We start from the raw sequence: 12952 nt of genomic DNA, 5'->3' as shown, positions 1-12952 counted from the left end.
TTTTGTAAGGATAACGACGGAATGACCAATTTTGTCTGACCGATCATCAACGCAGCAATGGCGTAAGACGTATTGATCTTTCAGACAGTTAGCGGGCTGCGGGTTGCAGTACTTACCGGTAAATGGAATCTTCTCTGGAGAGTTCTCCCAGGCTGTTCCCCTGATAATTGCGCTGTATTTCCTTATGAAAAACAGGCAACCGACACTTTGCGCCTCTTAAACGAGCGACAACCGTGAGGTTGGCGACGTCACAGTCACGAGGCCATCGGTTCATACCCCGGAAAGCGTCACCTTGCCCGCAGCTTAGTCGTCAATGTAAGAATAATGAGTAAGTTACGATGAAAAGAATGTTAATCAACGCAACTCAGCAAGAAGAGCTGCGTGTCGCCCTTGTGGATGGGCAGCGCCTGTACGATCTGGATATCGAAAGTCCTGGACACGAACAGAAAAAAGCGAACATTTACAAAGGCAAAATCACCCGCATTGAACCAAGCCTGGAGGCCGCTTTCGTCGATTACGGCGCTGAGCGTCACGGTTTCCTTCCTCTGAAAGAAATTGCCCGCGAATATTTCCCTGCCAACTATAACTCCCATGGTCGTCCGAACATCAAAGATGTGCTGCGCGAAGGCCAGGAAGTCATTGTACAGATTGATAAAGAAGAACGCGGCAACAAAGGTGCTGCGCTGACAACCTTTATCAGCCTGGCGGGTAGCTATCTGGTACTGATGCCAAACAACCCGCGTGCGGGTGGTATCTCTCGCCGTATTGAAGGCGACGATCGTACCGAGCTGAAAGAAGCGTTGGCCAGTCTTGAACTGCCTGATGGCATGGGTCTGATTGTACGTACTGCAGGCGTCGGTAAATCTGCCGAAGCGTTGCAGTGGGACTTAGGATTCCGTCTGAAGCACTGGGAAGCCATCCAGAAAGCTGCCGAAAACCGTCCGGCTCCGTTCCTGATTCACCAGGAAAGTAACGTTATCGTTCGTGCTTTCCGTGATTATCTTCGTCAGGACATCGGTGAGATTCTGATCGATAACCCGAAAGTGCTTGAGCTGGCGCGCCAGCACATCGCTGCACTGGGTCGTCCAGATTTCACCAGCAAAATCAAACTGTACACCGGAGAAATCCCGCTGTTCAGCCACTATCAGATCGAATCGCAGATTGAGTCTGCCTTCCAGCGTGAAGTGCGCCTTCCTTCTGGCGGTTCCATCGTTATCGATTCGACCGAAGCACTGACCGCTATCGACATCAACTCCGCACGCGCAACCCGCGGCGGCGATATTGAAGAAACCGCGTTCAACACCAACCTTGAAGCCGCAGATGAAATTGCCCGTCAGCTTCGTCTGCGCGACCTCGGTGGCCTGATCGTTATCGACTTTATCGACATGACGCCAGTGCGCCACCAGCGCGCCGTGGAAAACCGTCTACGTGATGCGGTTCGTCAGGATCGTGCCCGTATCCAGATCAGCCATATTTCTCGCTTTGGTCTTCTGGAGATGTCACGTCAGCGTCTGAGTCCTTCTCTGGGTGAATCCAGCCACCATGTCTGCCCGCGCTGTAGCGGTACAGGTACCGTGCGTGACAACGAATCACTTGCACTCTCCATTCTGCGTCTCATCGAAGAAGAAGCGCTGAAAGAGAACACCAAAGAAGTTCACGCTATTGTTCCGGTTCCTGTGGCCTCATACCTGCTGAACGAAAAACGTGAAGCAGTCAGTGCCATTGAAGCACGCCAGGCTGGGGTACGTTGCATTATCGTTCCAAACGATCAGATGCAAACTCCGCACTACTCCGTGCTCCGCGTACGCAAAGGTGAAGAGACATCAACTCTGAGCTACCTGCTGCCGAAGCTGCACGAAGAAGAGATGGCGATGCCTTCTGATGAAGAGCCAGCGGAGCGTAAACTCCCTGAGCAGCCAGCATTGGCTACTTTCATCATGCCTGAAGCACCTCCGGCACCTTCTGAGCAGCAAGCGACCATTAAACCTGCAGTGCAGAAATCTGAAACCGAAACTCGCGTGACGTCTTCAGAACCGGGTCTGCTGGGTCGTATCTTCAGCGCGCTGAAGAAAATGTTTGCGGGTGAAGAAGCTCAGCCTGAAGAGCCGAAAGCGACTCCGAAAGAAGAGAAACAAGAGCGTCCGCAGCAGGACCGTCGTAAACGTCAGAACAATCGCCGCGATCGTAACGACCGCCGTGACAACCGCGATAATCGTGATAACCGCGACAACCGTGATAATCGTTCTGAAAACAACGAAGGTCGTGAAGCGCGCGAAGACAACCGTCGCAACCGTCGCGAAAAACCGCAGCAGAATGCGGAAGATCGTGAAATCCGCCAGCCAGCGGGCGATGAGCCTGAAAAATCCAGACAGCGTGACGAGCAGCAGCCACGTCGTGAGCGTAACCGTCGTCGTAATGACGATAAGCGCCAGGCGCAGCAGGAAGTTAAAGCCGTCACTCTTGAAGAGCCAGCTGTTCAGGAAACTGAGCAGGAAGAGCGCGTCCAGGTCATGCCGCGTCGTAAGCAGCGTCAACTGTCGCAGAAAGTTCGTTTCGAATCTGAACAAACTGAAGCTGCAACGACCGTTGTGAGCGAACCTGCTGTTGAAGAAACGCAGAACACGCAACTGGCAAAACTGGATCTTCCTGCTGTCGTTGAGCCAACGCATGAGCAAGACGATAATGCGGAAGCGCGTGATAACAATGGTATGCCACGTCGTTCCCGTCGCTCTCCGCGCCACCTGCGCGTGAGCGGTCAGCGTCGTCGTCGCTATCGTGACGAGCGTTACCCAACGCAGTCACCGATGCCAATGGCCGTTGCCTGCGTGTCGCCAGAAATGGCCTCCGGTAAAGTGTGGATCCGCTATCCGATTGCCCGTCCTCAGGATCAGCAATTTGAAGAGCAGACTGCAGTTGAAACCGTTGAGCCAATGGTCGCTGCGCCTGTTGCGGTTGAAGAAGTGCAACACGTCGTAGCTGAGCCGCAGGCGGTTGAAACGGTTGAAGTTGAAACTACGCATCCGGAAGTGATCGCAGCGCCGGTTGATGCTCAACCTCAGGTTATCGCGCAAGAAGATGCTGCTGTTGCTGAGCAAATCGCTGAAGCCGCTGAACTTGCGACTCCAACTGACACGTTCGTGGAACAGCCTGCTGTTGCCGAAGTGAAAGCAGACGTTGTGGCAGAAGTGGAAGTGGAATCTGAAGCCGTGGCAGATGTTGTCGCTGAAGCTGAACAACCTGCGCCAGCCGTTGTTGTTGAGCAGCCTGTTGTTGAGGTGAAGCCACAACCAGCTGCAACTGCTGTTGTCGGTAATCACTACGCGACAGCGCCGATGACGCGTGCTCCAGCACCGGAATATCAGCCAGAAGCGCCACGTCAGAGTGACTGGGTGCGTCCTGCGTTCGATTTCAAAGGTAAAGGTTCTGCGGGTGGTCACAGCGCTACTCATCAGGCAACTGCGCCGGCAACACGTCCGCAGTCTGCTGAGTAATTCGCAGCCCTAATGAAAAGCCGACCTCATGGTCGGCTTTTTTATTGCCTGAAATGGCTACGCGAGTGGCTTTCGCATACCCGCCATCTGCGGCATGACCTCTCGCATCATCTCCAGAAATCGTCTTAATCGTGCCGGATAATAACGCGACCACGGATAAACCAGGTGTACCGGCAAAGGGGCGGGTTGCCAGTCAGGCAAAAGATGAACCAGCCTTCCCTGGCGAATATCCTCTTCCACCGTCCAGCTTGACACCGCTGCCACACCCAGCCCCATCAGCGCAGTGTTTCGCGCGACATATAAGCTGTCGGTGCTCAGGCGAGGCGAAATAGCGACGCGCGTCGGCTCTATAAGCCCTCCTTTGAATAGCTCAATATGCTGATGATAAAAAGTGCTGAGCGCCACCCACGGCAACGCGCTGAGATCGTCGGGATGCACTGGCGTAGCGAACTGCGCCAGCAGCGCTGGAGACGCAACAACGCTGCGGGGAACTTCGGCAAGCAAGACGGACACCGTGGCAGGATCGACTTCGGCTCCCACGCGAATCGCACAGTCGATATCATCGCTGAGAAAATCAACCGATCTGTCATTGAGTTTCCACTCGATTGAGAGCTGTGGGTAGCGGGTCAGAAACTGCATCAACGGTGGCAACAACTGTTCCTGGCCAAACGCATGCGGCGCGCGTACGCGTAAAATCCCCACCGGCTCATCTTCGGCTTGACCCACTTCATCTTCCAGCGCCAGCCAGCTGTCGATTACCCGCCTTGCATGGTGATAGCAGCGCTCGCCATCGTCGGTTAATTTCATCGCGTGGGTGGTGCGAAGTAACAGCCGGACGCCGAGCAGCGTTTCCAGGGACTGCAAGCGCCGACTGACGGTCGCCTGTGTGGTGTCGAGCTGTCTTGCCGCAGCCGAGAGCGAACCCGACTCCACGATGCGAATAAATGTACGCATCAGCTCCACTCTATCTATACGCTCAGTTCTTTTCATTTTGCTCGTGGCTATACGTTATGCGTATAAATGTTTTACCACCCTACTGGCTACCGCCTCAAGCGGGATTGCGCAAAAATAGCCTCATTCCATGAATGAGGTACACCCAATGAACGCAGCCATCGCTACACAAACCAGCCGCTGGACTATTTTTATCCTCGCCATTGGCGCAGGTTTCAGCGTTGCATCAATTTACTATGCACAACCGCTTCTGCCTCTGATGGGCGCAGATCTTCATCTGAGTATCGCTGGCATGGGGCTGGTCCCCACATTAACGCAAGCGGGTTACGCACTGGGTATTCTGTTCCTGCTTCCCCTTGGTGACAGACACGATCGCCGCGCATTAATCCTTTTCAAAAGTGCGGCGCTGGCGCTGTTTCTTCTCGGATGCAGCCTGACTGAACAGCTTCACTCGTTACTGTTCACCAGCTTACTGATCGGCATGGCCGCGACTATGGCGCAAGATATCGTTCCTGCGGCAGCCATTCTCGCACCGGAAGGGAAGCAGGGTAAAACCGTCGGTACCGTGATGACCGGTTTACTCCTGGGCATTCTCCTGTCTCGTACCGTCAGCGGTGTGGTTGGTGAAGCCTTCGGCTGGCGCGTGATGTATCAGCTGGCGGCAGGGAGCATCGCGATTATCGGCGTAGTGATGTGGGCTGTCTTACCGCGCTTTGCGATTCATTCCACGCTGAGCTACCCGGCATTGCTGCGTTCGATGGAACATCTGTGGCGTCGCTATCCTGCCCTGCGTCGTGCCGCGCTGGCACAAGGGTTTTTGTCGATTGCCTTTAGCGCTTTCTGGTCAACGCTGGCGGTCATGCTGTTAGACCGCTATCACCTTGGCAGCGCGGTGGCCGGTGGATTCGGGATTGCAGGCGCAGCAGGTGCGTTAGCCGCTCCCTTGGCGGGTGGTCTGGCCGACAGACTCGGCGCGGCCAAAGTGACACAACTGGGCGCAGCACTAGTGACCGTATCCTTCGCACTGATGTTTTTAATGCCAGCGCTGGGCACCAGCGGACAGCTAATCCTGATTGCCGTCTCCGCCGTGGGCTTTGATCTCGGTCTGCAGTCAAGCCTGGTTGCACACCAGAATCTGGTTTACAGCCTCGAACCGCAGGCCCGTGGACGTCTCAATGCCCTGTTGTTCACGGTTATCTTTATCGGCATGGCGCTTGGCTCAGCGTTAGGAAGCAAAGTGTACGCGATGGTAGGCTGGTCCGGCGTGATAGCACTGGCAACGGTGTGTGGCGCAATAGCACTGCTGATCCGTCTGATTGAGGGTGCGCGAGTGGTTGCTGTTCAGGCACAAAATCGATAAAAAAAAGCCCAATCCGGAATTCCGGGTTGGGCAGACAAAACATATCCAGTTTCAAGACATGTTCTAAGAGGTCAATTTTGTTATCTGTTCAGCTGGAACAGAGACATTCCCTGCATATCCGTAAACGCTTTATACGAAGCCTGGAGCGCTGCTTGCTGCATGGTGTAAGACGAAATCGCCGCGTTCCAGTCAACATCAACCAGGTCGCTCATCTGCTGGGTTTGTCCCAGCGTACGATCAGCTCCCAATGAATCCAGCGTATCGAGTTCATTCAGCTTCGTCCCGACGTCCGCAACGACAGTCAGCACATTATTCTGGGTATTCTTAATGCCGACGGCTGCGGTTTGCAGAGCCTCTTTCTGCGTAGCAGCAGCACCTGAATCTGTGTCTACTGGCACCTTCAACGCGGCGATAGCGGTGTCGAGAATTTTAAACATGTTCTGTTCACCAAAACCGCCGCCCGGCACTTCCTGCGCGTTGCTGGTGATGCTTTCGAAGATCTGCTTACCGGTATGACTGATAGCCATATTGCGCGCAGAATCCACTTGCTGAGTAATAGGTTCAGTTCCGCCGCTATAGGTCCCCGTCGCCGAGTCGAACGGCGCGGTCTCTGTCTTATAGCCCGCGAAAATAAAACGACCGTTACCATCTGTGGAGTTCGCCAGGTTCATCAGTTGATCGCGGATACCCTTCAAATCAGACGCCAGTGAAAGACGGTCATCATCGCTCAGCGTACCGTTACCGGCATAAACGATTTTTTCCTGGGCACTGGTGATCGCCACGTTAACCTGGTTTAACACGTTATCTTCCAGCGAGACCTTCTGTTTCGCAAAGGTGCGACCCAGCTTATATTGTTCGTTCTGCGATTGCGCCTGAGAAAGCACAATGGCCTGCGAGGAGGCGATGGCATCATCAGACGGACGATTAACGCGTTTGCCGGTGGCCATTTGCTCACCGTAACCCAGCCATTTGCTCTGGGATTCAGTAATCCCACGCATATTTTGCTGGTACATCATTTGAGTGCTAATGCGCATTTTTTACCTCGGCCTTAGCGAATATTAATGATGGCGTCGAAAAGGGTACTGGCTGTTTGCAGAACCTGCGCATTCGCCAGGTAATATTGCTGGAAGCGCTGCAAATTGCCGTACTCTTCATCGAGGTTCACGCCAGAAATCGACTGCTGCTGATTGCTAAGCTGTGTCACCACGTTGGTCTTGGTCGCGCTGCTGGTCTTCAGTGCAGCCGTCTGGCTACCCACGGAACTGACCAACGCGGCGTAGGCATCGTTATAGCTTTTATTTCCACCGACAGTTTTGGTAGTTTGCAGTGCAAGCAGTGCCTTGCCGTTACGGTTATCGCTCTCGCCTGCTGTCGCGTCCGAAGCCATCGCCAGTTTGGACTCATCTTTAATCAGAAGTTCCATATTGACGATGGTGTCGACGACCGGCTTAACCACAAAACTGTCTTTATTAGCCGCTGCACCGCTGACGTTAATTTTAACGCCATCAAATGTCATATCCCCACTAGCATCCGGGGTTGCGGTAAACGTGGTTTTGTCTGACAGACGCGTGACCGTCCAGTCAGAACCGTTGAATTCCAGTTTGTAGTCGGTCGCCTGAACTTTTGAACTGTCATCGATGGTCGCGGTAACGGTCGCACTTCCGGTGTTTTTGCCATTTTCCATAACGGATGGCGTACCGAAACTGAACAATTTTCCACCCGCATCATGGTTGGCATCAAAACCTTTTTCATGCTGCTGGTTCATGGAATCAGCAAACGCAAGCGCCATCTGATTAAGGTTATTACGCGTCTTATCCAGATCTTCATTACGGAAGGTAATCAAGCCACCCAGCGATCCGGTGTTTAGCGCCTTATCAGGAATCTCAACATTACCCGCCGCAGGATCGACATACGCCACAGTCATACGGGCAGGATCGGCATTTGAAGGCATTGCCGCCAGCTTAGTGACGGAACTGCCCTGCACCAGGGTGTAGCCGTTCCCGAATGATACGTTGTACGTGCCGCCGTCCTGTACAGAGACGTCCACACCGACAATCTGATTCAATTCGCTGACCAACTGGTCACGCTGATCGAGCAGATTATTTGGGGAGGCGCCTGCACCCACACCGGTCAGACGTGAAATCTGGTCGTTGAGGGTAGCAATCTGCGTCGCATAAGCGTTGATCTGATCGACGCTGGTCGCAATCGCAGTGTTAACCTGCTTATCCTGGTCGCGCAGATACTGGTCGGTCACCTTAAACTGATTGACCAGGCCATCGGCTTTTCCAAGCACTGTCTGGCGCGCAGCGGGATCTTCCGCATTACTGACCAACGTTTGCAGGCTAGTAAAGAAACCCTGCAACGTCGTAGAAAGAGATTTCGTGGTATCAGACAGCACGTCGTCAATTTTTGCCATCTGCTGATAGCGCGTGGTCAGCCCGCTGCTTTGGTTCTGCGCAGCGCGCAGCTGATTGGTGATGAACGCATCGTATTCTCGCTGTACGCCATTAACGTACACGCCGTTACCGACCCAACCGCCGCCCGTCAACGTACTGTTTGCTGCACCCAGCACGGTGGTCTGACGGGTATAACCTGCCACGTTATAGCTGGAAATGTTATTACTGACTGTATTCAGTGAGGCCTGAGCCGCACTGAGGCCACTCATAGCGCTGTTAATCAAACTGGACATTGAGGTTCCTTTTAAACTTTCAGACACGGGTCCTGATAAGGATTATCGACAGCCGAAGCACAAACTTGAGTCTTTAGAATAAATTTTCGAGATCGTTGCTATAGGCTTTGCTGACCTTCTCGCCCATGGATTTAAGCTGTTGAATCATGTTCGTCAGTTTATGGGCATATTGCGGGTCGGTCGCATAGCCTGCATTTTGCAATGCTTGCGCGCCCTGCTCTGCCGTCGCGGCATTGGTGACAGCCGCATAGCGCGGATTTCGGCTCAAGATGCTTACATAATCTGAGAGGGCTTCGAGATAAGAGCTGTAGACGCGGAATTTGGCTTTGATCTTCACCGCCGCGCCGTTTTCATATTCTGTCGTCGTGATTTCTGTCGTCGGGCCTTTCCAGCCAGAAGAAGCTTTAACACCAAAAATATTAAAGCTCGGCTCGCCATTTTCGCGGCGAATCTGTCGCTGGCCCCACCCTGATTCGAGCGCTGCCTGCGCCAGAATCAGGTGATGTGGCACCCCACTCTGTTCACTGGCCAGACGCGCTGGCAGCGAAAGTTGGGCGAGGAAATCTTTACTGTCGCCGGAGAGCGCCTCATCGTTACTTTCTGCAGGCTTCGGCATCGCCTTACGCACCATCTGCGTGAGCGCCTGGTTCTGATAGGTCGTCACCGTTTCCAGGTCAAACTTCATCGGAACCTGCTGCGTCTGCTCTTCGGGTTGAATCCCCTGAGCCGCCTGCATCTGTTTCACAATCATATCGGCGAGGCCAAGCCCCTTCCCGGACGTCATTTGCTGAGCAACCTGCTGGTCATACATGCTTGTGTAGAGACGCGTTGAATCGCTGCTGAACATTCCATCTTTCGGTAACGTTTCACGCATGCTTTTCAACATCATCTGCACAAACATCCCTTCCACCTGGCGGGCAACCGGGCGGAGGTTAGCCGCCTGGTCTTGTCCCGCTTTGGTTTTCAGTTCGTTGAGCGACTGGGCATCCCAGGCCGCACTTGCCATCAGTTTGCTATCGCTCAGCATTAGATGATTTCCAGTTTGGCGCGCAGACAGCCCGCACTTTGCATGGACTGCAAAATCGACATCAAATCCATCGGTGTCGCACCCAGCGCATTCAAGGCACGCACGACGTTGTTCAGATTGGCGCTCGAACGCACGGTTTGCAGTGAACCACCGCTCTGGCGCATATCAATCTGCGTTTGTGGCGTGACGACAGTCTGTCCACCACCAAATGGCGTATCCGGCTGGCTGACTTGCGCCGAGCGGTTCACGCTGATGGAGAGGTTACCCTGTGCCACGGCACAGCTATCCAGCGTCACTTCGCGGTTCATCACCACCGAACCCGTACGCGAGTTGATGATCACTTTGGCATCCTGAAGCGGAACGTTGACTTCCATATTCTGGATATCCGCCAGCATACGCACCTGATTGCTGCTGCCGCTGGAGGTACGGATCTGCACGGTGCGCGCATCCAGCGCCGTCGCGCTGCCGTAGCCACGGCTGCGGTTAATGGTGTCGGCAATCTGCTGCGCCATCGTGAAGTCTTCATTATTCAGTTGAAGATTGATGGTGTCGCCTGCGCCAAACTGGGTCGGCAGTTCACGCTCGATAATCGCACCGTTTGTAATGCGACCGCCGTTCAGCTGGTTGACCTGCACGCTGCTTCCGCCTGCTGATGCACCCGCACCGCCGACAAAAATGTTGCCTTGCGCCAGCGCATAAACCTGGCTATCCACCCCTTTCAAAGGGGTCATCAGCAACGTTCCGCCGCGCAGGCTTTTCGCGTTACCCATCGACGAAACCACCACATCGATGGTTTGGCCCTGTCGGGCAAACGCCGGGTAGGAGGCGGTGATCATCACCGCCGCCACGTTTTTCAGCTGCATATTCGTCCCTGCCGGTACCGTAATACCGAGCTGGGAAAGCATGTTATTCAAACTTTGCGTGGTGAAAGGCGTCTGGGTGGTCTGGTCGCCCGTACCGTCCAGGCCGACGACCAGGCCGTAGCCGATCAGTGAGTTTGCTCGTACGCCCTGTACACTGGTGAGATCGCGAATACGGTCAGCCTGGGCGAACGTCGCCACGAGTACCAACACCATTCCGAAAAGGGTTTTAAACATAGGTCACCTTGCTTACATCGGCGATAAATTAAGGAAGAAACGTTGCAGCCAACCCATATTCTGCGCTTCATTGATATAGCCGTTTCCGACGTATTCAATACGCGCATCCGCCACCTGAGTGGACGGCACGGTGTTGCTGCCACTGATGGTGCGAGGGTTAACCACACCGGAGAAGCGAATGAACTCAGTGCCCTGATTGATGGCGATCTGTTTTTCACCCACAACATGTAAATTGCCGTTGGCCAGAACCTGGTCAACTGTCACGGTCAGCGTCCCGCTGAAGGTATTGCTGGCGTTTGCGCCACCTTTACCATTAAAGCTATTGCCGCCAGATGCTTCGACATCGGCGCGGGCATTACCAAACAGGCCCTGCAGATAGCGTGGAACGGTATCAAAGCCAAAATTGGTTTTTCCATCGCGGCTGGCGTTTGCCGAGGAGCTTTTGCTCGCACTGACGTTTTCCTGCAGCTGGATTGTCAACGTATCGCCAATGTTACGTGGGCGGCGATCTTCAAACAGCGGCTGGTAGCCGTAGTTAATAGGCTGTGCGGTCTGGAAAATAGAACCGTTCACCACAGGCGTAGGGCCTGGGATCGGTTGGGCGGTAGTCGCACCCTGCACCAAAGGTTTCGACGGGATCAAGGCGCAACCGCTGAGGGTTACGGCCAGAACAGTCACTATTGGATAACGAAACGCCGCGTTTTTTTGCATTACCTTCATCTTCGAAAACAGGGGTCCGATGCAGCGTTTACCGCACCGGACTACCCCTTAGAGTTGCGTCAGTTTCTGCAGCATCTGGTCGGTCGTCGACACTGCTTTACTGTTAATTTCATACGCGCGTTGAACCTGGATCATATTCACCAGCTCTTCCGCCACGTTGACGTTAGACGTTTCTACATAACCCTGATACAGCAAACCTGAGCCGTTCAGGCCAGGCGTACTTTCGTTAGGCGCACCCGAGGACTGGGTTTCCGTGTAGAGGTTTTCACCAATGCTTTCCAGACCGGTGTCGTTCATAAAGGTCGTCAGGTTAAGCTGGCCAACCTGAACAGGCGCTGCCTGCCCCTGTTGCGTCACGCTCACCACGCCATCACGTCCGATGGTAATGCTCAGGGAGTTAGCCGGAATGGTGATCGCAGGCTGAACCTGGAAGCCGCCCGCCGTCACCAGCTGACCATTCTGATCCACCTGGAAAGAACCGTCGCGCGTATACGCCGAGGTGCCATCAGGCAACTGCACCTGGAAGAACCCCTGGCCTTTAATGGCAACGTCTTTGCTGTTGTTGGTCTGAGACAGGTTACCCTGGCTGTGCAGACGTTCGGTCGCAACCGGACGCACGCCCGTACCAATCTGCAGGCCTGACGGCAGCGTTGTCTGCTCAGACGACTGCGCGCCCGGCTGACGAATGGTTTGATAAAGCAAATCTTCGAACACGGCACGCTGACGCTTGAAACCATTGGTGCTGACGTTCGCCAGGTTGTTGGCGATGACATCCATGTTGGTTTGCTGTGCGTCAAGACCCGTTTTCGCGATCCATAAAGAGCTGATCATAAGAAATCCTGTTAACTCATAGACAGCAGTTGGTTAGCACGTCCGGCGTTTTCATCAACGCTGGTGATAACCTTCATTTGCATTTCGAAACGACGCGCGCTGGCAATCATATCGGTCATGGCGGCAACGGGTTTAACGTTACTGCCTTCCAGAACGCCAGACATGATGCGGATGCTCGGATCGGGCTGCAATGTCGCACCACGTGCGGCCAGTGCCGACGCGCTGGTACGGAAGAGTCCGTCATCACCGCGCGTCACTTCATTGCCTTCCGCTTTCACCAGCTTCAGTTTGCCAACCGGCGCCACGGTATTCGGAGGATCGCCAGGGTTCAGGGCCGAAATGGTCCCGTCTGCCGCGATGGTGATTTCCGAACCTTCCGGCACCGTCAGCGGACCCGACTCGCCGATGACCGGGTGACCCTGAATCGTCAACTGCCCTGTGGAATCGACCTGGATATTACCGTTACGGGTATAACCTTCCGTACCGTCAGCCGCTTGCACCGCCAGCCAACCGTCCTGCTGGAGCGCCACGTCCAGCGGACGTGAGGTGTAATCCATTTGGCCAGGCGTCATATCGGCACCCGGCGTAGAGGCGATAACCAACGTACGCGTTGGCAGCGTCAGCCCTTCGACCGGGACCGCGCGCATCGCATTAAGCTGTGCACGAAAGCCCGGCGTAGAGGCGTTCGCCAGGTTACTGGCGGTCACAGCCTGCTGATTCAGCGTCTGACTGGCTGCGCCCATCGCGGTATATATTGCGTGATCCATTACATCATCCCGTTAGACG

Annotated in this window: 10 protein-coding genes; 2 read left to right on the top strand and 8 right to left on the bottom strand. The window is 54.4% G+C overall.

Translation table 11 applies throughout. The annotated features are described in order from the left end of the window. The first annotated feature begins 338 nt into the window (after positions 1–338). Positions 339–3491: a ribonuclease E gene (rne, locus tag ACKI5T_RS07315; protein WP_407436691.1), complete on the top strand. Its 3153-nt coding sequence runs from the start codon at positions 339–341 to the stop codon at positions 3489–3491. Positions 3492–3548: 57 nt separating this feature from the next. Here rne and ACKI5T_RS07310 read toward each other — a convergent pair whose 3' ends face one another. Then, entirely contained in the window at positions 3549–4481 is a 933-nt protein-coding gene (locus tag ACKI5T_RS07310) for a LysR family transcriptional regulator (protein WP_407436689.1), read from the bottom strand. A 109-nt stretch (positions 4482–4590) separates the two neighbouring features. On the opposite strand from ACKI5T_RS07310, the gene ACKI5T_RS07305 reads away from it, so the two are divergent. Further along, positions 4591–5802 (top strand): MFS transporter, encoded by a 1212-nt coding sequence (locus ACKI5T_RS07305; RefSeq protein ID WP_407436686.1) that lies wholly within the window; start codon positions 4591–4593, stop codon positions 5800–5802. An 80-nt stretch (positions 5803–5882) separates the two neighbouring features. Here the strand turns inward: ACKI5T_RS07305 and flgL are convergent, their stop codons facing one another. The 7 genes from flgL to ACKI5T_RS07270 form a co-directional block, all read right to left on the bottom strand. Beyond that, positions 5883–6836: a flagellar hook-associated protein FlgL gene (gene flgL, locus ACKI5T_RS07300; RefSeq protein ID WP_407436684.1), complete on the bottom strand. Its 954-nt coding sequence runs from the start codon at positions 6834–6836 to the stop codon at positions 5883–5885. Positions 6837–6850: 14 nt separating this feature from the next. Beyond that, on the bottom strand, positions 6851–8491 hold the full coding sequence (flgK, locus tag ACKI5T_RS07295) for a flagellar hook-associated protein FlgK (RefSeq protein ID WP_407436682.1): 1641 nt from the start codon (positions 8489–8491) through the stop codon (positions 6851–6853). 73 nt (positions 8492–8564) lie between these two features. After that, positions 8565–9518 (bottom strand): flagellar assembly peptidoglycan hydrolase FlgJ, encoded by a 954-nt coding sequence (gene flgJ / locus ACKI5T_RS07290; RefSeq protein ID WP_012016991.1) that lies wholly within the window; start codon positions 9516–9518, stop codon positions 8565–8567. After that, the gene (locus tag ACKI5T_RS07285; RefSeq protein ID WP_235135320.1) at positions 9518–10615 is read right to left on the bottom strand and encodes a flagellar basal body P-ring protein FlgI; all 1098 of its coding nucleotides are present in this window, start codon (positions 10613–10615) and stop codon (positions 9518–9520) included. Before ACKI5T_RS07285 ends, flgJ begins: the two co-directional genes overlap by 1 nt. A gap of 12 nt (positions 10616–10627) precedes the next feature. Beyond that, a complete protein-coding gene (gene flgH, locus ACKI5T_RS07280; RefSeq protein WP_041689369.1) occupies positions 10628–11326 on the bottom strand; it encodes a flagellar basal body L-ring protein FlgH in 699 nt (232 codons plus the stop codon). A gap of 57 nt (positions 11327–11383) precedes the next feature. Next, entirely contained in the window at positions 11384–12166 is a 783-nt protein-coding gene (gene flgG / locus ACKI5T_RS07275) for a flagellar basal-body rod protein FlgG (protein WP_012016988.1), read from the bottom strand. 11 nt (positions 12167–12177) lie between these two features. Next, positions 12178–12933 carry a flagellar basal body rod protein FlgF gene (locus ACKI5T_RS07270; protein ID WP_407436678.1) on the bottom strand — a complete coding sequence of 252 codons (756 nt, stop codon included), beginning with the start codon at positions 12931–12933 and terminating at the stop codon, positions 12178–12180. Positions 12934–12952: the final 19 nt, after the last annotated feature.

Origin of the sequence: Lelliottia sp. (assembly GCF_045627565.1) — a bacterium.
In the GTDB taxonomy this organism is placed as follows: domain Bacteria; phylum Pseudomonadota; class Gammaproteobacteria; order Enterobacterales; family Enterobacteriaceae; genus Enterobacter.
The sequence above is the reverse complement of the archived record's forward strand: the minus strand, read 5'-3'. Positions and strand labels throughout refer to the sequence as shown.